The organism is Sphingopyxis indica, assembly GCF_032879645.1.
GTDB lineage: Bacteria > Pseudomonadota > Alphaproteobacteria > Sphingomonadales > Sphingomonadaceae > Sphingopyxis > Sphingopyxis indica.
In genome coordinates this window covers 4,174,359-4,194,692 of record NZ_CP076394.1, presented here as the reverse complement: position 1 = coordinate 4,194,692, position 20,334 = coordinate 4,174,359, and the positions used below count along the sequence as shown (strand labels likewise).

Sequence of the window (20,334 nt, the reverse complement as noted above, 5' to 3'; positions counted from 1 at the left end):
CTCTCGTGGGCGACCTAAATGGCCGTTTGCGGACAGACCTCCTTCGTATGCGCACTTCACCAACGGTGCGAGCAAAGTCCGCTTCGAGGACGATGGCGCGAGCCGCTACTGGGCCCAAATTACCTTGAACTCGGCGCCAAGCCCATTGCAGCTACGCCAGGCGCTGGCGAGCAGCGTGTTCAGCTGATCGAGGCGCAGCCGGTTTACGCCAGTCTTGGCGGTATCGGCATTCGCCCGTGCGGCTTCCGTAACATGCGGCTGCACCACGACGACGCGCCGGACATAGTCGTCGCCGAGATTTTCGATCGCTTCCACGAGCGCATCTTTCGCGATAGGTTCGCCGTCCTTCCACCAATAGTTCGTTGCGCGCACCGCTTGCGAGAGGCCTTTGGCAAGCGCCTGTTTGTCGAGCCACTGGAGGTTCTTTATCGCCTGACCAGTAACGACCTCGTAGGCCGCGACAGAGAGTTTACGGCCGGTCGTGTCGCTCTTTGCCCCCTTCACATGGATGAGCGACAGAATTGGTTTTGCGCCGCTGACATCGAGATGGATGAAATCCGCCTTTTCATTCGCGCCATCGTCGCAGGCGAGCCATCCCTTGTGCGTATTCTGGACCCAGCAGAATAGGCTCTTTCCCTCGCCGATCTTGGTGAGATCATGCGGTTTTTCTTGTTTTACGGCATAGCCGCTGAAGTCCACTGCTTCGAAATGCGAGAAGGTAATCCGGGGCATTCTTAGGGCATAGACCTGCCGGTCGGACACACTGTGCCCGCTGTCATAGCGGATGTTTACGCCGACGCCGCGCCCGAGCAGCGTTTTGATGCGGTTGAAGGCGTCATCGTCGACACCGGCCGGCTTCGGATCGGAAACCTTGAACTTCACCTTGCCGTCGCGCGTGACGCTGACCTCGAGGCTCAGCGTCCCAATGACGCTGCCGTTGATCTCGACGCTTACGGACAGATTCGAACCATCAGCGGCTTCGACGACAAGGCTGGAGGCGATCACCAGCGCGGCATCGGCATTGACCGTATCCGCATCCTCGTCGCCATCGTCGAGCATGTCGGGCGGCAGGATCGACAGATCATATCCGCCTTTGACCTGTGCAGGGTCGAGCGCCTGCACCGGGGTTGCGAGAAAGCGGAATGGCTCGGCGGTTCCTTGCTTCGCGGCCGCGACAGCATTGATGAGCAGCGCCGCCGAAGCGGCAAACCCTTCGATCGAATTTGCCTTGCCGAGCCAGACCCGCGAGGCCTTGGGCGACACGCCCACGGTGACCTCCAGCGCGGCATTGCGCGAACGCGCGGCCGACCAGTAGAAGCTCTGGTCATCAAAGGGGTCGAGCGAATAGTCCAGATCCTGTCCGGCAAGGATCTTGGCATCGGCCTTCGTGGCACTTCTCCGGTGAACGCCCGACAGCCACAGGGTCCGCGCCTGGCCATTCTCCAGAAATGCCGCGGCCATGGTTGAACGGGATATCGGCGAGAGCCAGGTCAGGGGTGCGTCCGCATCGACGTCCCCGATCAGTGCTGCGCGCAGCGGCCCTTTGATCTTGGAGTCGCTGATATGGAGCGCCAGATGGCCCTTGCGCACAAGTGCGATGACGAGATGGTGCTGGACATCGACGAACTCCGCGGAGCCAGTCCAGGCAGGCTTGAGCGTGCGCTTGTACCACATCGCCTGCAAGCGGACACTCGCGTGCTGAAGCTCGGGCAATCGCGTGAAATCCGACGTGGCCGGTTGCTCCTCGGCCGCGCAGATCGCCTCGATATCGGCGAGACAGCGTTCGAGCTGGTCGGCGACAGGAACTCCCGCTGCCTTGGCGAGCGTAAGGGAAATGAATGGAGTGAGGGCAGCGTGAAAGCCGGCGGCACCGCCGTCTCCCTGCCCTCCATCGATTGCGTCAGCCATTTCCTACTCTCCTGCCAGGCGTGAATGCGTATCCAACCAAGACTGCTTCCACCGCGCGAGCGGAGATGATCTGCTGCACGCCCTCGGACCCCGTCATGCCTGGCGGCGAAACCCTGACGCCGTGCAGACCCCGGCGATCGAGGCGTAGGCGCGGATCATGGTTCCACCTCATAGTCGGCCGGAATATTGGGTGCCCATTGGCCGAGCTGCTCCTTTCGCTCGGCAACCGAGCCATGGAGTCGAGCACCGTTCGGAAGACGCCGTCGCTCGAAGAGGGGGAGACTGATGCCGAACAGCGACGGGCGCGACGAGCCTGCGGGCTTTCGGCGCGGCACGAATTCGAGGATCGACCAGGCAAAGGTCATGGTCTCGTGAGCGCTGCCGAGCGCGTTCGGTGCGACATATTTGGCTCCCTCTTTGTTGCCCATCACGATCGCGTTGACGCTCTGCTGGCGGATGCGCAGGTCGCAGAGTTTCGCGCGTCCGATCATCCACAGAAGCGGCACCTTGCACAGGGCGCTGTCGGCCTCCGGATAACCGCCGCCGACGTCGCCATGGCCGCCGGCGAACCAGACCTCGCTCACGTCCTGAGGCTGGGCCGCGGCATTGTTGAAGGGGTTGCCCCAATATTCCTGATCGCCTGGCCAGAGCTGTGGGCGGAACATCGTTCGCTTTTCATCGATCGCGACAGCATGGGATACCGATTGAACGCTGGTATTGCGGCTAGAGAACGCGTGCGACTTGAGGCGCAGGCCCTTTCGTCCGCTCTCGATCACCGATCCGACGGTGTCGAACAAGCCGAGCATTCGGATCGGCGGCCGGTCGGGATCGAGAATGCGTTCGTAGAGGCGGACCTCGGCAAAAGCCTCCTGCTTCTCATCCTCCCCGATCGACTTGTAAGCTCGATACACATAGTCAAGCAGATTGAGATTGCGCGGCTCGATCAAGCCGACAGCATGGATGAACCCGGCCAGCACGCGCGCGGAATACGCGCCGCGGCTGAACCCGAAGATGAAGATCTGATCGCGTTCGACCGGATCTTCGCCCTTGCGCTTGCCGTTGTCGTAATTCTCGACGAGGAAGCGATAGGCCTCTTTCACGTTCTGATCGAGCCCCCAGCCCGTCGCGAGACCCCAGACCTCATGCGCCTTGCGCCAGAAGCGCGACCAGGCCCCTTCCGCGCCGAACGTTCCAACGCCCGGATCATAATAGACAAGCTGCTCGGCGTCCTTCGCCAGAACGCCATACAGGCGCAGAATGTTGGTACGGTCGCGCTTGATCTCGTTCGATGTGCCGTCCAGCAGGATGACGATGTTCTTCGGCATGCCCGTGCCCCCCTATTGCCGCACTAGTCAGGGACGACTGCGCTGGCGAGCGCACACCGCGTTCCCTGGATCCCAAAATCTGGTCTGGACCGGCCACACGTCCGTTGCGCGCGCCTCGATCAGACGCGGCCCTCCGTCCCCTCGCCAGTTGTCCACCGCATTGCAGGCGCGACCGAAATCCCGACCCCGCGATACTAATGTAAAGACGGTACGCGACATAGGCCACTTGGCGGAAGCATTGCAGGGCCGGGTATCATCCGTCTGGTTCGACCGCCCGCGCCTCACCTCGTCGTCGTTGTCCCATCCGTTGATCCAGACCACGAAATCCGTTCGCAGGCTGGGTACGGGATCGCCTGTCGCAGGCGGTTCCTCGCCACTTGCGAATTCGGCAGTCCGGATTCGCCACCGTCGATCATCATCTACATTCCTCGGTAGGACTCATGCTACGTCGGCGGCAGCGCGGATGGGAGGCAGCGAGATCGACGGGCGATAGGAACCGCTGCGCTGGCCCTCGAAATCAAACTCGTAGAGCCGGACGACACCCATCGCTGGCTGGCGCTGGCCGAGAAAGAAGGTGAAGGCATTGGGAGCCGCCACGAACAGATGGATCACACGCGGTCCATTGCCGCGCGCTCGGCGAATCTCGGCGGCCGCAGCTTCGGCGAGCATGAACGCATGGCGCCCGCAGGTGACAGAACGCGCGCCGGGGCCGCCGCGGGGCCGACAGACGAGGATGCGGCCGACTTCGGGCAGCGCATCCTTCGTATAGGTTTCAACTGCCCCGGCGATATCATGCGTCAGCCCGACCGCAACCGCCAGGTCGGGTTTGTCCGGATCGACCTCGACAAGCTGCATCTCAAGCGTCGGCCACGCGTCGTCGGCGTCGGTGTCGTCGGGCGACCAAATGCGCCGATCGGTCGTTCGCTGCTCCAGCTCGATAGCGCGACCTGACTTGATGTTGAGCACCGACCCAGCGGCAAAGGCGAGCGTAACATGCGCGTCGAGCGCAAGGCGTAGCCGGTCGGACTTAGCGGCGGCGGCCAGGAGGAAGGCCGACAACGCCGGATAGAGCTTGTCCGCCCAATCCTCATCATTGCGGATATGCCGTTCGTCGAATTCGGGTGTGAGGTCGAGCACCTCTACACATCGATCCTCGAGCCGGTCGATCGGATGCTCGAACGATTTGACCCCATGAACCGCCACGACCGGCTTAGCCGCGTCCAGCAGGCCTTCCCGGTCGCAGGCTGCGCGGAAGGAGCTTCGGTCGAATTCCAATCTTCCTTGGCCCATCCATTGGAAGACCAGATCGTCATAGGGAAAGGCGCTCTGATGGACAGGAATGCGGCGCAACCCGACATAGGAGAAGAGGAGGTCGAGGGTTTCGCGCAGATCATCGAGCGAATCGGTGGCTTCGCCGAACGCAAGCGTGCCGGCCAACAGGCGGAGCCCGTTTTCGTCCAGCCCGAGATGCTCGCGCCAGGCCTTGCGAATCGCGCCGGTCTTGCTGTTGTCCGTTGCTGTTCCGAACAGCCGCTCGAGGCGGAGGGCACCGGACCGGGTGCCGATAATTTCGCGCAGCGGATCGGCGCGATCGATGCGCCAGTTGGTAAGCAGCTTGAAGCGGATACCGACGCCGGCCGGCGCATGGGCACACTGCGCGACATGGGCGCGCTGGAGCAGCGATTTGGCGTTCGCGTTGATAAACTCGGGATCGATCAGTTGGCCGTAACCATAACTGTCGGGCGTCACATGCCATTTGCACTGGATATGTTCGCGCAGCAGCGGCGCGCCATTCTGATCGACGGGGCTGCGACGTGGATCGTAGTCGACCCATATATCGTCGAAGCTCTTGGGGCCGAGTTCGAACCCGACCTTGACCACGGGACTCTCGGCGTCGAGCAGGCGCGCGGCGCGAAGCCAGAACAGGCGCGCCTGAAATGTGTCGCCATCGCGCCGGACAGTCACCGCCTGCGTCACCGGATATCTCCCGCAGGGGTTCCCATCACGACGCGGAGTCCCGAAACGGCGGCGTCGGCAGTATCGACCGCGCTACCGCCAGGGCACTCGCCCCGTCGACCGCCCGCGACGGATAGGCATCGAGCACGATCGAAGGCAGGAGGCGCTGGGTAAGGTCGGAAAAGGTGAAACCAAAATCGCGTCCGCGTTGTGGTCCGGTAGCCGTCACGAGCGCGTCGATATGCCCGTTCTGCAGCCCGAGCGGCGCAAGCCGCGAAGAGAGGACATAACGACGCTGTTCCTCGTTCGGCCGCGTGAATTCGAGCACGTCTGCGGCGCGGCGCCGAACTGCCGGATCGAGCGCACTCAGCCGATTGGTGCACATGATGACGGCGGCGGGAAGCTTTTCGTTGGCGAGACGGTCGATGCCGCGGATGAAGGCGTTGACGCCCGCGCGGTCCTCGTGATGCATTTGTGCGGCCTCGCGCGACTGGGCAAGCGCATCGGCTTCGTCGACGAGCAGGATGACACCGCCCCTTGCGCGTCCAGAGCTTGACTTGAGCTTCCTTGCTTCGGCGACCGCATGGTCGAACGCCGCCGAGAGCAGTTGGGTCATTTCGCCGACACGCCCCTGGCCCCGTGTCGAAAGGCTGAGGGGCAGCAGCGTGATGTCGATATCTTCCTGACGGGCTACGGCGTCGCCGATCGTCTCGGCGAGTTCGGTCTTGCCCGAGCCGACGTCGCCAGCGAGAATTACGAGCGGCGGCCGCCGCAGCACTGTGTCGAGCAGGAGCTGCGCGCCGGGGTGATGCTTGTTTGCCCAGCGCTCGAGTCCGGCCGGGTTGACCAGCAGGCCGAGGATCTTGGTCAGCCGCAGCTTCTGGTCGTCGAGCCCGACGAGCCGTGCAAGCCGCGTCTGCGGATCGACATCGGGATAGGTGATGCGGCGTTCGAACAGCTCGTCGAGACCTGGCTTGGTCTGCATCAATAGCTCCTTACGCTTGCGCGGCCCAGCGCCTGGCCGCCGGCTGAATAAGTTCGATCCTGTTCGAGATAGCCGGTGATGCCGGGCTCGCTGCCACCGGAGCGGTAGAAGGGTAGCGTCTTCTTGAACGCATCCCGCTGTGCGCTGTCGAGCCGGTTCCAGGCCGCGGAATAGGTCAGATAGCTGTGGAACGAGGCGCCCGAGATATCAGCCCAAGGGCGAACCTTCCCGGGATCGTCGTCGTCATCGGCCGTACCCCCAGCGAGATCACGCGCGGTGTAGCGCAGCGTCGGTTCGATCCAGTTCTCATTGCGGCGGAAGCCATAGCTGACGGTGCCGAGATAGCCGGCCTTGAGCAGGGCGACGACTTCCGCCTCATAGTCGGCGATGTCGCTGTCGCTGGGCTTGCCATAGTGGCGCTGCATGCGTTTAAGATCGGCCGCGACCTTGGCGGCAATATGGCGGGCGTGGGTGATGGTGAACGCGGTGGATTCGGTGATCGCGTAGCTGCTTGCCATGATCGTTACACCTGAAAGGAGGGGCCAAAGACCATCTGCCAATAGCGGACGGTCTCCTGCTTGGTGGGGGCGTAGAGTGCGGCGTCGATCGCATCGCCCGCATCGAGCGCTGCCTCGACGATCGCGTCGGCGTTGGCGGAGGTATACAGCCGGCTGACGTTGTTCAGCTCGTTCACCGGGTCGATGATCTGGACCGTCTCGCTGAAGCTGCCGACCCGCGACGCCGGGTAATAGTCGGTGAACAGGATTTTCTCGCGCAAGCGGCTCCTGGCGACATAGCCGAAGAAATGCTGGAGCGCGTCGGGGTAGTCCGAGAGGTCCAGCCCCTGATCGCAGAGCTTGGCCATGATCATCTCGATCATGAAGGACTTGAAGCGGAACCCGTCCTGCTCGTTCTTCATGCGCCGTGCCCAGAATTTGACCAGGCGAACCACCTGCGCGAAGTGCTTCTCCTGCGCCTTCTTGCGCTTCGAGCAGAAATCGAGGTGGAGCGGGATGCTGGTCTTGAGGAATGACCCGTCATCCTGGCTGACGAGATTGCCATACCAGTTCGGATCGCCATCATAGAGGATCGGCACCACGTCCACATCGAGACCTGAGCCGCGAAACGAGACCGTGACGCTATAGGTTTGCGGCTGGACCTGATCCGCGCTGAAATTGGGGAATGCCTTGCGGAGCCGTTCTGCGAGATATTCGAGCAACTCGGAAATCTGATGCGGCGCCTCGGCGCCGCTCACATAGCAGGCGACGTCGATATCGTTCAGCGAGCGCAGCGCCGTGCCCTTTGCGAGGCTGCCCGACAGCTGCATCCGCTTCAATGTGAAACTGGGGTGCTCATCAAGGTAGGTTTCGAGCCGTTCGCGCAACCGCCGTGCCTGCGCGCGATATTCGTCGGCCTTGTCCTTGGGCAGGTTGACCTTGTCTTGGGCGAACGCCGCGATCTCGCGGTGATCGACATGCTGGCGTGACACACTCGCCTCCTTTCGCCGCGGGAATCGCGGACTTCAACGTCCAGCACATATATAGTAGCTAGAAAATAGCTATTCAAGGGGTGGTAATTGGCTATTTCCAATTGACATCCTATGGAAGATTCCCTATCTGAACCAAGGACGATGGAGGTGAAGATGATGGCGAAGCGAACCATGACGCTGAACCTCACCGACGCCGAGATGCGCGCGCTGGACGACTTGTCCGCACGCAAGGATCTGACAAAGACGGCGGTGCTTCGGCAGGCTCTACGCCTGTACCAAGCGGTGGAGGCGCGCGTCGAAAAGGGCGAGAAGCTCGTTTTCGAGAATGAAAGCACGCGCGAGAAGGCCGAGCTGATGTTGCTCTGATGGTTGAGATTTCGACCATCTACCTTCTGGATTCGGCAAGCGGCGATGCTGTCGAGGCCGAGTTGCGGGATGCCATCGAAGAAGCTCAGTTGATCGACTGGCAGACGCGATGGCAGCCCGCGCTCATCGACATATTGCGCGATCTCGCCAAACGCGGCGTGCCCATGAGCGATTGGCCGCAGAACTGGCACTGGGATTGGCGCAGGAAGACCGCGGGCGTTCAGGGATTGCTCGCCTTCAAGGGCTTCAGCGTCATTGCCGGCGGGGAAACCCAAGGCCTTGCTCAGGTCAATCTGACCGGCACCGGACGTGAGCCCTCGCATGCGGGTAAGCCACTCGTCTACGTAGACTATCTCGAGGTCGCCCCGTGGAATCGGCCGGATCTCGGGTTCGCGCCGAGGCTGCGCGGCGTTGGATCGACACTGCTGACCGCGGCCGTAGCGCTCAGCGAGGACGAGGGCTTCAAGGGCCGGATCGGCTTGCATTCGCTTCCGCAGGCGGATGACTTTTATCGCAAGTGCGGGATGACCGAGATCGGACCCGATCCCGCCTATCAGGATTTGATATACTTCGAGATGACCGCTGAGCGGGCCAGGGCGTTCCTCGAAGAGGAGTGACGACGATGAGGATAGAACGGAGCAAGGAATGGTGGCTGGGACGGGCGCGGCGCGAAGGCGACGCGTTCATTGGCGCCGGCTTGCTGGCGGCAGACCCGATGCCGGATGATCGCGCCGCGCCAGCCGTTGCCGCGCCCGAGGAAAGTCGCATCGCGTTCGGCAAGTTCGTCAACATGATGCGCCGTCGGCGGGGCTATTCGATCGAGCAGCTCGCCGATGCAGCCAGAGTGGATGCAAGCGAGCTTCTCATCATCGAAGATGACGTTCATTATGTGCCTGGACCACGAACGGTCTTTCAGTTGGCGCAGCTGTTCGAAGTGCCGCAACCGCGCCTGATGCAGCTTGCCGGCCTGGCTGCGGCCAACGATGACAGCTTGCGCGAGGAAGCCGTTCGGTTTGCCGCGCGGTCAGAGGCGGTGCATAAGCTGACGCGCGAGGAGAGTGCGGCGCTCGAAGCTTTCGTAGCGGTGCTGAGCAAAAAGGGGCCATTGCATCCGACGTGAAGAACATACGGCTCGATCACCGCACGGTTCAGGATATCGACGATCAGGTCGCCAAGGTGCTCAGGGGCCTTGGCAATCCCCAACCACCCATAGACCTTCGTTTGGTGCGCGAGCTGCTCAAGCTCGATCGCGGCTACTATAGCACGACCGACGACAGCCTTCTTCGCGAGACATTCTCGCGCATGATGGTTGCCGGAATCCAGGTGCTCAAGCGCCCCACGATCCTGAAGGATGCCGTGCGCACACTGAGTCTCAAGGCGCTGTATCTGCCGGACCAGAAGCGCATCCTGATCGATCAGGATTTGCCCAAGCTCAAGCATCGCTGGAACGAGGCGCACGAGATCGGCCACGACATCATTCCCTGGCACGTCGGCATGATGCTTGGCGACACTGAACAGACGCTCACCCCAAGTTGCCACGAGATCATGGAAGCCGAAGCCAATTATGCGGCCGGCCAAATGCTTTTCCTCGCGTCACGCTTCGAGGCAGAAGCGCGATCGGAATCGCCGACGCTGGACCTCGTGCGTCGGCTAAGCGGAAATTTTGGAAACACCATGACCTCCACATTGTGGAGGCTTGCCGAGCAGGCGCACGGCAATATTCCCATGGTGGCGCTGGTCACAGGTCATCCACATCCGGCCAGACGCAAGGCCACCTTCGATCCGGCTAACCCCTGCCGCTACTGCATCCAATCTCCACCTTTCAGCGACCGCTTCGGGGCCATCACCGAGGCTCAGCTATTCGCTGCCACGGTCGGCTACGCCGGCGCGCAAAAGGGCGGGCCGCTGGGCGATGACGAAGTCGTGCTGATCGACCGAAATGGCGATCGCCATGCCTTTCGCTTCGAGACCTTCTTCAACGGGCATGAGGCATTGACCCTCGGTATTTGGCTTCGAGCCATTCCGAGCGCGGTTTCTGTCACAAGATAACTTGCCTGCTAGAGGCAGGCATCACCCCCGTTTGCAGAACCTTGATTGGAGTGAACCGTTGGCTGCTTTCCGGCTTGTGACTCAAAGCCCGGTCGGTCGCCAACGTACATTGCCGACATGATGCCATTGCAGCAACAATGCCCGGTTTCAGGTGAATTGATTGCTAAGCCTAACGACCAAGATTGGGGTGCGTGCTGACCCGCCGGATCGCTGGCGATAATGTCCGCTATCCCGAATTGCGATCCTGAAAGGAGCCTTTCCGGAGTGTCCGACATTTACGCCATCGCTTCTATTCCTACGCCGCCATTTCTATTACGTCGACATTCTTCCCCACCCCCTTTTAATCGTGAGATTATAATCCCGACTTTCTGACTTTTGGCCGGAAAGGAGAGGATGTGTCTGCGACCAAGATCCTGTGGGGACAGATATTCGCTGTCTTTACAATCGTGTTGGTGTCCGTCTGGTCTGCGACGCAGTGGACCGCCGCAGCCCTTGCTCATCAGCCCCAACTCGGGCCGCCCTGGTTCAGCCTTGGCAACTGGCCTGTCTATCCGCCGCCCGCCTTCTTCTGGTGGTGGTTTTCCTTCGACGCTTATGCGCCCGACATCTTCCAGACTGGTGCGTACATCGCGGTATCAGGCGGATTCATCTCGATCGTAGTGGCCATCGGCATGTCGGTGTGGCGCGCCCGTGAGCTGAAGAATGCCGAGACCTACGGGTCAGCGCGCTGGGCGACCGAGAAGGAGGCGCGCGCTGCCGGACTGCTCGGCGATGATGGTGTTATCCTCGGCAAACTGGACAATGACTATCTGCGCCACGATGGGCCGGAGCATATTCTCTGCTTCGCACCGACCCGTTCGGGCAAAGGCGTCGGGTTGGTCGTGCCGAGCCTGCTGACCTGGCCGGGTAGCTGCATCGTTCATGACATCAAGGGCGAGAATTGGGGGCTGACAGCAGGCTTCCGCAGCCGGTTCGGCAAGGTGCTGCTGTTCGACCCGACCAATGCGGCGAGTGCAGCCTACAACCCCTTACTCGAAGTGCGCCGGGGCGAATGGGAAGTCCGCGACGTTCAGAACATCGCCGACATATTGGTCGACCCGGAAGGCTCGCTGGAAAAACGCAACCACTGGGAAAAGACCAGCCACGCGCTTCTGGTAGGCGCCATCCTCCATGTCCTCTATGCCGAGCCGGACAAAACTCTGGCCGGCGTGGCTAACTTCCTTAGCGATCCGGGCCGCCCGATCGAGACCACGCTGCGCGCGATGATGCTAACCCCGCATCTGGGTGAAGCGGGCGTGCATCCTGTCGTCGCCTCGGCGGCACGCGAACTGCTCAACAAGAGCGAGAATGAGCGGTCGGGGGTGCTCTCGACCGCGATGTCGTTCCTGGGTTTGTATCGAGATCCGGTCGTGGCGGCCGTCACGCGGCAATGCGACTGGAGGATAGCCGACCTGGTGATCGGACCGCATCCTGTCTCGCTCTATCTCGTGGTCCCGCCGTCCGATATCAACCGAACGAAGCCTTTGGTGCGGCTGATTCTCAATCAGATCGGCCGCAGACTGACCGAGGACCTGGCTTCGACCGCCAAACGCCAGCGATTGCTGCTGATGCTCGATGAATTTCCAGCACTCGGGAGGCTGGATTTCTTCGAGTCCGCTCTCGCCTTCATGGCGGGCTACGGCATGAAATCCTTCTTGATCGCACAGTCGCTCAACCAGATCGAGAAGGCCTATGGCGTCAATCACTCGATCCTCGACAATTGCCATGTCCGCGTGTCGTTCGCCACGAATGATGAGCGGACCGCCAAACGTGTCTCCGATGCACTTGGCACGGCGACTGAGATGCGGGCGATGAAGAACTATGCCGGCCATCGGCTTTCGCCCTGGCTCGGCCATTTGATGGTCTCGCGATCCGAGACCGCGCGCCAGCTTCTCACGCCGGGCGAGATCATGCAGCTTCCCCCTGACGATGAGATCGTCATGGTGGCAGGCACGCCGCCGGTGCGGGCGAAGAAAGCGCGATATTTCACCGATCCTCGCCTCACACGCCGCCTGCTGCCAGCGCCAAAGCCCCGGCGCAGCCCACGGCCGCCACGTCCAGACGACTGGACCGGTATCGAACCGCCGCCGCAGCCGGACAATCCGCCGCCCGGTCAATCCGGCGGTACGGCGGTCAAACCTGAGACGCCTGAAAGCGATGACGCCAATGCCAATATCCGCCGTGAGCCAGGCCTTCCCGACCATGAGGAAGTGGTGCGTGAGGCGCCGCCGCCAGCAAATGAATTCGACTTCGATGAGCCGGATACCGCCAGCGAGGAGGCAACCACCCAGCGCCGGATGCACCGCGTTGCCCGCATCGCAAGTCTCGATCCCGGCGATGGCATCGAACTTTGACAGGGAGATAATCAGACCATGCGCGTCAAGCGAACCTATCGTCTGCCGCCTGATCTCGTCGATCAAATCGAGGATTATGCCGCTCGCAAGCGTGTGCCCCAGACCCAGATACTCGAAGCGGCGCTTCTCTCATTTCTGTCTCCAGACGGGCCTGAGCGCCTGGAGGCCGCACTGGCAAGGCGCCTCGATCGCCTGTCGCGGCAACTGGAGCGGGCTGAGCAGAATATCACCATCTCCAATGAGGCGATCGCCCTGTTCGTTCGCTTCTGGCTCACCACGACTCCGCCCCTGCCCGACACCGGACAGGCTGCTGCCAAGGCCAGCGGCAGTGAACGCTATAAGGGTTTCATTGAGGCTCTGGGCCGCCGCGTCGAAATGGGATCGAGCCTGGCGCGTGAGCTGAGTGAGGACCGGCCAGCGACAGAGGACCGAACCTTTGCCGATTAACGTAGCAGGCGGCTGGAATGCCCCTGATCCGTCAGCAGTTTGACGGCTTTCTTGTCGAACGAGACGAAGGTTTCTCCGCCAAGCCAGTTGCCTTCATAGGCGATCACGCCGTCCGCAAAGTCTCCGCCGGCGTCGAGGAGCGTGAGGCCAGCTTCCACCGCAGGACGATTCACGACGACATTCCGTGTGTCGAGTAGGCGGCGTATGGCCGATGCGATATCCTCTCGCGAAACATCATAGGCGCGGGCCAGCACCCAGGAGAATTCGCAGAGCGATTGCAGGCTTATCGCAACGATGTCGGCCCGATCCATAACATCGACAGCGCGGCTGGCCTGCTCGGCATCATCCCCGACGAAGGCACGCAGCAGTACATTGGTATCAGCCGTGATCTTCACGGTTGACCAAGTCCGGCATCAGCTCCGCCGGCAGCGATCGCGTCTTCAATCTCTTTGATCGAAAGCTTCCGCCCATTGGTTTTGGATTTCAGAAAGCCGTGCAGATCCCGGAACGAGCCAGCGGGCTTATCCGCCTTGAGTTCCGCTCGTCCGTCGGGGAGCAGATCGAGATGAATCCGCTCGCCGGGTCGAATGCCCAGATGCTGAAGAATTTCCTTTCGGAATGTCACCTGGCCCCGAGCCGTCACAGTGAGCGTGATCACCACCTGTCTCCTTCTAGATAAGAAAATAATGCAAAATTGCATTATTTTCAAGACGCGGTGTGGTCAGGCTCCGCGATTCGGGTGGCGCAGTGGTCTTGGAATATGATCCGAGACGGGAGCTCGCCACTTGGATGATCCTCCCGGCATACGCCCGGCTTTCTATTGCTTCGACGCTCTACGCTAAACGCAAATTGTTGTTGCGATAGCCTTTTTTCTGTCTCTTCTAACTGTCCCCATGGCCTCGTGCGGCGTGTGCGCACAGGCAATCAGGGGACAGGCATTGGCGATCTACAGCCTAAAATCGGAGAGTTCGCTGCGCGGCGCGCGGATGCTACGGACCGCGCTCGGCCCCGCGATCGCAGGCTGGCTCGCCGATCCCAAAACGGTCGAAGTGATGCTGAACCCGGATGGCCGCCTCTGGCTGGACCGGCTGGGAGAAGGACTTTCCGACACCGGCGAAACACTCGCACCGACGGACGGAGAACGGATTATCCGTCTCGTCGCCCATCATGTCGGCGCCGAGGTCCATGCCGGCGCCCCGCGCGTTTCGGCCGAGCTGCCGGAAAGCGGGGAACGGTTTGAAGGCTTGCTGCCGCCAGTTGTCGCCGGACCAGCCTTCGCGATCCGCAAGCCCGCCGTCGCTGTTTTCACCCTTGATGATTATGTCGCTGACGGCATCCTGACCCGCTTGCAGGCCTCCGCGCTTCGCATCGCAATCGCCGACAAGGCGAACATCCTGGTGGCCGGAGGCACCGGCACAGGCAAGACCACACTCACCAATGCGCTCCTTGCCGAAATCGCCGGGACCGGCGACCGGGTGGTGCTGATCGAGGATACGCGCGAACTCCAGTGCAGCGCGCCCAATCTGGTGGCGATGCGGACGAAGGATGGCGTCGCCAGCCTGTCGGATCTCGTACGCTCCTCCTTGCGTCTGCGCCCCGATCGGATTCCGATCGGCGAAGTGCGCGGCGCCGAGGCGCTCGATCTTCTGAAAGCCTGGGGCACGGGTCATCCGGGCGGCGTCGGCACGATCCACGCCGGCAGCGCGATCGGCGCGTTGCGCCGGATGGAACAGCTCATCCAAGAAGCGGTGGTGACGGTGCCGCGCGCCCTGATCGCCGAGACCATCGATTTTGTCGCGGTGCTGGTGCGCGATGGCCATGGACGCCGCCTCTCCGAACTGGCCCGCGTCGATGGTCTCAATGCCGCCGGCGAATATGCGCTGCGCCAGCTTCCGGGGCCCCTCGACCCCATCCGCACGACGGAAAAATCCCCAATTCCCACAACAGGAGACCGCACATGAAGCGCTCGCTTTCCCAAATTCGCAGTACCGCAAACACGGCCATCATCGGCGTGTTCGTCGCGCTCGCCATGTCGAGCGCCGCCAAGGCTTCCGGTTCTTCCATGCCATGGGAAGCGCCGCTGCAATCGATCCTCCAGTCGATCGAAGGGCCGGTGGCGAAGATCGTCGCAGTGATCATAATTATCGTGACCGGCCTGACGCTGGCGTTCGGCGATACCAATGGCGGGTTCCGCCGTCTGATCCAGATCGTCTTCGGTCTCTCGATCGCTTTTGCCGCCAGCTCCTTCTTCCTCTCCTTCTTCAGCTTCGGTGGCGGGGCCGTCATCTGATGCAGGGCGGCGGCTATGAGGTCGCGGGCTTCTATGCCCCCGTCCACCGGGCGCTGACCGAGCCGATCCTGCTCGGCAGCGCTCCGCGTACGCTCGCCATCGCGAATGGCACGCTCGCGGCCGCGATCGGCCTCGGCCTCCAGCTCTGGACCGCCGGCGGCGTCTTCTGGCTCGTCGGTCATCTCGCCGCCGTCTGGGCTGCCCGGCGCGACGCGCAGTTCGCCGACGTTGCCCGCCGCCACCTTCGATATCCCGCCTTTTTGCGCGTCTGACGAGGAGCCGCGACCATGATGAACCTCGCCGAATATCGCCATCGCGCCGCCTGGCTCAGCGACTTCCTGCCCTGGGCGGCGCTGGTCGCGAACGGGGTCGTGCTGAACAAGGATGGCTCGTTTCAGCGCACCGCACGCTTCCGTGGCCCCGATCTCGATTCCGCCACACCCTCCGAGCTGGTCGGCGTCACCTATCGGCTCAACAATGCGCTTCGCCGTCTGGGATCGGGGTGGTCGATCTTCGTTGAAGCCCAGCGCGTGCCATCCGATGACTATCCCGTATCTGAGTTCCCAGACCCGGTCTCGGCGCTGGTGGATGAGGAACGCCGGGCGCAATTCGTTGATGCGGGCGCGCATTTCGAGAGCCGTTATTATCTGACGCTGGTCTGGTTGCCGCCAGCGGAAGACGCCGCGCGCGCCGAAAGCTGGCTCTATGAGGGCAAAGCCAAAGACGGCGTCGATCCGTGGGAGATGGTAAAAAGCTTCACCGACCGCGCCGCCCAGCTTCTCAATCTCATCGAAGGCTTCGTGCCGGAATCGGCCTGGCTCGATGACGCCGCGACCCTGACCTATCTTCATTCGACGATTTCAACGCGGCGCCAGCGTGTCCGCGTTCCCGATACGCCGATGCATCTTGATGCGTTGCTGGCCGATGAACCCCTGACCGGCGGTCTCGAACCGCGTCTCGGCCAGCATCATCTGCGCGTCCTCACCGTCGTCGGCTTTCCGACCACGACCTGGCCGGGGATTCTCGATGAACTGAACCGGCTCGCCTTTCCCTATCGCTGGTCGACCCGCGCGATCATGCTCGACAAGAGCGACGCTACCAAACTCCTCAGTAAGATTCGGCGCCAATGGTTCGCCAAGCGCAAGTCGATCGCCGCCATCGTCAAGGAGGTGATGACCAACGAGGCGTCCGTCCTGATGGACAGCGATGCGTCAAACAAGGCGGCCGACGCCGATGCCGCGCTTCAGGAACTTGGCTCTGATGATGTCGGCCAGGCCTATGTGACCGCGACCGTCACCGTGTGGGACGAAGATCCCGGTGTTGCGGCCGAGAAGCTGCGCCTGGTCGAGAAGATCATCCAAAGCCGGGATTTCACCTGCATCCCCGAGGGTATGAACGCAATCGAGGCCTGGCTCGGATCGCTGCCCGGCCATGTCTATGCCAATGTCCGGCAGCCGCCGCTCTCGACGATGAATCTTGCCCATATGATCCCGCTCTCGGCGATCTGGGCGGGTCAGCCGCGCGATGAGCATTTCAAGGCGCCGCCGCTGCTCTTCGCCAAAACCGAGGGCAGCACACCGTTCCGCCTGTCGCTCCATGTTGGCGATGTCGGACACACCCTTATCGTTGGTCCCACCGGCGCGGGTAAATCCGTGCTGCTCGCCACCATGGCGCTTCAGTTCCGGCGCTATTCCGGCAGTCAGATCTTCGCGTTCGACTTCGGTGGCAGTATCCGCGCCGCCGCGCTCGGCATGGGCGGCGACTGGCAGGATCTTGGTGGGAGCCTGTTTGCAAGCGATGCCGATAGGCAAGAGGACAGCAGTGTCCTGTTGCAGCCGCTGGCCCGGATCGATGATGCGGCCGAGCGCGCCTGGGCCGCCGAATGGCTCGCCGGGATTTTCGAATCCGAAGGCGCCGCTGTCGATCCGCAGGCCAAAGATCATATCTGGTCGGCGCTGACCTCACTCGCCAGCGCGCCGGTCGGTGAACGCACCCTCACAGGTCTTGCCGTGCTACTCCAGTCGCAGGAACTCAAACAAGCTCTCGCGCCCTGGTGCGTCGGCGGCGCCTGGGGGCGGCTCCTCGATGCCGAACTGGAACGGCTCGGCACAGCCTCGGTGCAGGCGTTTGAAACCGAAGGGCTGATGGACAGCGGCGCGGCGCCCGCCGTCTTGTCCTATCTCTTCCATCGCATCGCCGGACGGCTCGACGGGTCGCCCACGCTCATCATCATCGACGAAGGCTGGCTGGCGTTGAACTCGCCGGCCTTCGCGCGCCAGCTCTCCACCTGGCTGGTAACGCTGCGCAAGAAGAACGCCAGCGTCATCTTCGCGACCCAGTCGCTCGCTCAGATCGAGAACAGCAGCGTCGCCCCCGCGATCATCGAGAGCTGCAAGACCCGCATCCTGCTCCCCAACGAGCGCGCGCTGGAACCGCAGATTGCCCGCATCTATCGCGCCTTCGGCCTCAATGATCGTCAGATCGAGATCCTGGCCCGTTCGACGCCCAAGCGCGATTACTACTGCCAGAGCCCACGCGGCAACCGGCTGTTCGAGCTGGGCCTGGGCGATGTCGCGCTCGCCTTCGCGGCCGCCTCTTCCAAGACCGACCAGATCACCATCGGCGAACTGATGGACGCCCATGGGCAGCAGGGCTTCGCCGACGCCTGGCTACGCCACCGCGGGCTGGTCTGGGCCGCCGACCTCTTGCCAACCTTTACCGAGGAGAACCCGCTATGACCCGTCCTGTCCTTCGTCGCAGCCTGATCGCCGGCATCGCCGTGCTCAGCCTCACCGCCGTCTCAGCCCCCGCCAGCGCTCAGTTCGGCTTCGGCGGCATCGTCTATGATCCCACAAATTACGCCCAGAATGTGCTGACGGCGGCGCGTACGCTCCAGCAGATCAACAATCAGATTCAGCAGATCCAGCAGCAGGCGACCTCGCTGGTCAACGAAGCCCGCAATCTCGCCTCGCTGCCGTTCAGCAGCCTGAATGAGCTTCAGGCGCAGATTCAACAGACCCGCCAGTTGCTGAGCGAAGCCCAGCGCATCGCCTATGATGTGAAGACGATCGAGGATGCGTTCACGGCCCGCTATCGCGGCGTCGACATGAATGCCTCCGATGCGACGCTGATCGCCAACGCCCGCGACCGCTGGAAGGATAGCGTCAGCAGCTTCGAGGATGCGCTGCGCGTCCAGGCCGGCGTCGTCGGCAATATCGAAGGCTCGCAGACGGCGATGGCCAACATTGTCGGCGCCAGCCAGTCGGCGACGGGCGCGCTTCAGGCGGCCCAGGCCGGTAATCAGCTTCTCGCCCTGCAATCGCGCCAGATCGCGGACCTGACGGCGCTGATCGCCGCGCAAGGTCGCGCCCAGGCGCTCGAATCCGCTCGCGACGCCGCGACCGAAGAACAGGGCCGCGAGCATTTCCGGCGCTTCATGAAACGCAGCGGTCAGTGACCCGGCGATAATAAACAGGGGGAAACGCAGATGAGCCGCAGCGCCAAAATCGCCGGGGTCGCACTTGCCGGAGGCCTGTTGATGGCGACTGCGATCGCCATAGCGGTGGACGAGCGCGACTCTGCCGCGCCGTTGCCGTCGCCCGCGGACCTCACGCCATACGATCCCTTGCGCGAGGAACTGGCGCGTTGTCGGACCCTCACCATGCCCGACAGTGGCTGCGATGCGGCCTGGGATGAACATCGGCGGCGGTTCATCGGCGGCAAGGGCGACCGGCCATGAACGACACCGGCGTCATCAACACCTTCCTCAACACGTTCAACAGCTACATCGATAGCGGCTTCGGCCTGCTCGGCGGCGAGGTGGCGTTTCTCACCACGACGCTGATCGTCATCGACATTACCCTTGCCGGTCTCTTCTGGGCCTGGGGAGCCGATGAGGATGTGATGCACCGGCTCGTGAAGAAGGTGCTTTATGTCGGCTTCTTCGCCTTCGTCATCGGTAATTTCTCCGCGCTTGCCGGCATCGTCTTCGACAGTTTCGCCGGGCTTGGCCTCAAAGCCAGCGGCTCTGCGATCAGCCTTGCCGATTTCATGAAGCCGGGAAGCGTCGCGGCCGCTGGGTTCAACGCCGGCGAGCCATTGCTCGAAGCGGCGGGAGAACTGACTGGCCCGGTCGGGCTCTTCACCAATTTCGTCCAGATCGCGATCCTGCTGATCGCCTGGGTTATCATCCTCATCGCGTTTTTCATCATCAGCGTGCAGCTCTTCGTCACGCTGATCGAGTTCAAGCTGACCACTCTGGCGGGCTTCGTGCTGCTGCCGTTCGCCCTGTTCAACAAGACGGCGTTCCTCGCTGAAAAGGTGCTCGGCAATGTCGTTGCCTCCGGCATCAAGGTGCTGGTCCTCGCCGTCATCGTCGGAATCGGGACGGGCCTTTTCGCCCAGTTCGAGAGCGCCTTCGGGGAGATGCCGACCGCCGAACAGGCCATGTCGGTCGCGCTTGCGGCGCTGGCGCTGCTCGGTCTTTCCATCTTCGGTCCGGGCATCGCGACCGGCCTTGTCTCAGGCGCACCCCAGCTGGGCGCTGGCGCTGCCGTCGGAACGGCGCTGGCCGCAGGCGGCATGGCGGTGGGCGGCGCCATGGGCGCCCGAATGGCGGCCTCCGGCGCGGCGTCCGCGATCGGCGGCGGGATGAAGGCGGGAGCAGCCGCCGCGCGCGGCGGTTCCTTCGCGGCTGGCGCGGCCGCCAGCAGCTATAGCGTCGGCTCGATTGGCAAAACCGGGGCAAGCGCGGTTGCAGGCGGTCTCTCCGCCGTAGGGCAAGCTGCCGCAAGCGGAGCGGCGAAGGCGGCGATGGCCCCGATCAAGAGCGCGGCTTCCAAAGCCGGGGACAGCGTCAAATCCAGCTTCCGTTCCGGCGCGCGTGCCGGCTTCGGCGCAACAGGCGGCACGATCTCGGGCGGCGCTGGAGCTTCGAGCGGCGCGTCCGCCACTGCGGCGCCCGCCGCTTCTTCCTCTGGCGGAGGATCACCGCCCGCCTGGGCGCAGTCAATGAAGCGCCAGCAGGCGCTGCAACGCGGCGTCACCTCCGTCACCCATGCGGTGCGCTCCGGGGATCGCGGCGGCGGCGGCATGTCGCCCGACATCAAGCAAAAGGATTGACCGCT

General features: G+C 62.8%; 21 protein-coding genes. 13 read left to right on the top strand and 8 right to left on the bottom strand.

All coding sequences use genetic code 11. The features are described 5' to 3' along the window. Positions 1–105: 105 nt before the first annotated feature. The 6 genes from KNJ79_RS19995 to KNJ79_RS19970 all read right to left on the bottom strand — a co-directional run bounded on the left by KNJ79_RS19995 (position 106) and on the right by KNJ79_RS19970 (position 7,663). Complete coding sequence (locus tag KNJ79_RS19995; RefSeq protein ID WP_317152322.1) at positions 106–1,908, bottom strand: hypothetical protein; 1,803 nt, start codon at positions 1,906–1,908, stop codon at positions 106–108. A 155-nt stretch (positions 1,909–2,063) separates the two neighbouring features. After that, entirely contained in the window at positions 2,064–3,233 is a 1,170-nt protein-coding gene (locus KNJ79_RS19990) for a DUF2235 domain-containing protein (protein WP_317152321.1), read from the bottom strand. Between the two features lie 438 nt (positions 3,234–3,671). Continuing rightward, positions 3,672–5,210, bottom strand: a complete 1,539-nt coding sequence (locus tag KNJ79_RS19985) for an SAVED domain-containing protein (protein WP_317152320.1) — start codon at positions 5,208–5,210, stop codon at positions 3,672–3,674. 25 nt (positions 5,211–5,235) lie between these two features. Further along, positions 5,236–6,174, bottom strand: coding sequence for an AAA family ATPase (locus KNJ79_RS19980; protein WP_317152319.1), 939 nt, complete (start codon positions 6,172–6,174; stop codon positions 5,236–5,238). Next, a complete protein-coding gene (locus tag KNJ79_RS19975) occupies positions 6,174–6,692 on the bottom strand; it encodes an HORMA-1 domain-containing protein (RefSeq protein ID WP_317152318.1) in 519 nt (172 codons plus the stop codon). The genes KNJ79_RS19980 and KNJ79_RS19975 overlap by 1 nt, the downstream gene beginning before the upstream one ends. Positions 6,693–6,697: 5 nt before the next feature. Continuing rightward, positions 6,698–7,663: a CBASS oligonucleotide cyclase gene (locus KNJ79_RS19970; protein WP_317152317.1), complete on the bottom strand. Its 966-nt coding sequence runs from the start codon at positions 7,661–7,663 to the stop codon at positions 6,698–6,700. A gap of 153 nt (positions 7,664–7,816) precedes the next feature. On the opposite strand from KNJ79_RS19970, the gene KNJ79_RS19965 reads away from it, so the two are divergent. The 6 genes from KNJ79_RS19965 to KNJ79_RS19940 all read left to right on the top strand — a co-directional run bounded on the left by KNJ79_RS19965 (position 7,817) and on the right by KNJ79_RS19940 (position 12,918). After that, complete coding sequence (locus KNJ79_RS19965) at positions 7,817–8,029, top strand: transcriptional regulator (RefSeq protein ID WP_317153964.1); 213 nt, start codon at positions 7,817–7,819, stop codon at positions 8,027–8,029. Continuing rightward, positions 8,029–8,646, top strand: coding sequence for a GNAT family N-acetyltransferase (locus tag KNJ79_RS19960; protein ID WP_317152316.1), 618 nt, complete (start codon positions 8,029–8,031; stop codon positions 8,644–8,646). The genes KNJ79_RS19965 and KNJ79_RS19960 overlap by 1 nt, the downstream gene beginning before the upstream one ends. Before the next feature lie 5 nt (positions 8,647–8,651). Then, positions 8,652–9,149 (top strand): helix-turn-helix domain-containing protein, encoded by a 498-nt coding sequence (locus KNJ79_RS19955; RefSeq protein WP_317153963.1) that lies wholly within the window; start codon positions 8,652–8,654, stop codon positions 9,147–9,149. After that, positions 9,146–10,078 (top strand): ImmA/IrrE family metallo-endopeptidase, encoded by a 933-nt coding sequence (locus KNJ79_RS19950; protein WP_317152315.1) that lies wholly within the window; start codon positions 9,146–9,148, stop codon positions 10,076–10,078. The genes KNJ79_RS19955 and KNJ79_RS19950 overlap by 4 nt, the downstream gene beginning before the upstream one ends. A 395-nt stretch (positions 10,079–10,473) precedes the next feature. Continuing rightward, positions 10,474–12,471: a conjugal transfer protein TraG gene (locus KNJ79_RS19945; protein ID WP_317152314.1), complete on the top strand. Its 1,998-nt coding sequence runs from the start codon at positions 10,474–10,476 to the stop codon at positions 12,469–12,471. An 18-nt stretch (positions 12,472–12,489) separates the two neighbouring features. Then, on the top strand, positions 12,490–12,918 hold the full coding sequence (locus KNJ79_RS19940; protein ID WP_317152313.1) for a CopG family transcriptional regulator: 429 nt from the start codon (positions 12,490–12,492) through the stop codon (positions 12,916–12,918). Here KNJ79_RS19940 and KNJ79_RS19935 read toward each other — a convergent pair. Together KNJ79_RS19935 and KNJ79_RS19930 are read right to left on the bottom strand one after the other, a co-directional pair. Continuing rightward, complete coding sequence (locus KNJ79_RS19935; protein WP_317152312.1) at positions 12,915–13,313, bottom strand: type II toxin-antitoxin system VapC family toxin; 399 nt, start codon at positions 13,311–13,313, stop codon at positions 12,915–12,917. The genes KNJ79_RS19940 and KNJ79_RS19935 overlap by 4 nt on opposite strands. Next, a complete protein-coding gene (locus tag KNJ79_RS19930) occupies positions 13,310–13,576 on the bottom strand; it encodes an AbrB/MazE/SpoVT family DNA-binding domain-containing protein (protein WP_317152311.1) in 267 nt (88 codons plus the stop codon). The genes KNJ79_RS19935 and KNJ79_RS19930 overlap by 4 nt, the downstream gene beginning before the upstream one ends. A gap of 328 nt (positions 13,577–13,904) precedes the next feature. On the opposite strand from KNJ79_RS19930, the gene trbB reads away from it, so the two are divergent. Genes trbB through trbL form a run of 7 tightly spaced genes read left to right on the top strand, consistent with a single transcriptional unit; the run spans position 13,905 to position 20,329 of the window. Next, positions 13,905–14,879, top strand: coding sequence for a P-type conjugative transfer ATPase TrbB (gene trbB / locus KNJ79_RS19925; protein WP_394357186.1), 975 nt, complete (start codon positions 13,905–13,907; stop codon positions 14,877–14,879). Next, on the top strand, positions 14,876–15,208 hold the full coding sequence (locus tag KNJ79_RS19920; RefSeq protein ID WP_317152309.1) for a TrbC/VirB2 family protein: 333 nt from the start codon (positions 14,876–14,878) through the stop codon (positions 15,206–15,208). Before trbB ends, KNJ79_RS19920 begins: the two co-directional genes overlap by 4 nt. Further along, positions 15,208–15,480: a VirB3 family type IV secretion system protein gene (locus tag KNJ79_RS19915; protein ID WP_317152308.1), complete on the top strand. Its 273-nt coding sequence runs from the start codon at positions 15,208–15,210 to the stop codon at positions 15,478–15,480. The genes KNJ79_RS19920 and KNJ79_RS19915 overlap by 1 nt, the downstream gene beginning before the upstream one ends. A 15-nt stretch (positions 15,481–15,495) precedes the next feature. Beyond that, positions 15,496–17,946: a conjugal transfer protein TrbE gene (trbE, locus tag KNJ79_RS19910; protein ID WP_317152307.1), complete on the top strand. Its 2,451-nt coding sequence runs from the start codon at positions 15,496–15,498 to the stop codon at positions 17,944–17,946. Continuing rightward, complete coding sequence (trbJ, locus tag KNJ79_RS19905; protein ID WP_317152306.1) at positions 17,943–18,665, top strand: P-type conjugative transfer protein TrbJ; 723 nt, start codon at positions 17,943–17,945, stop codon at positions 18,663–18,665. Before trbE ends, trbJ begins: the two co-directional genes overlap by 4 nt. 30 nt (positions 18,666–18,695) lie before the next feature. Further along, complete coding sequence (gene trbK-alt, locus KNJ79_RS19900; RefSeq protein WP_317152305.1) at positions 18,696–18,947, top strand: putative entry exclusion protein TrbK-alt; 252 nt, start codon at positions 18,696–18,698, stop codon at positions 18,945–18,947. Then, entirely contained in the window at positions 18,944–20,329 is a 1,386-nt protein-coding gene (trbL, locus tag KNJ79_RS19895) for a P-type conjugative transfer protein TrbL (protein ID WP_317152304.1), read from the top strand. The genes trbK-alt and trbL overlap by 4 nt, the downstream gene beginning before the upstream one ends. Positions 20,330–20,334: the final 5 nt, after the last annotated feature.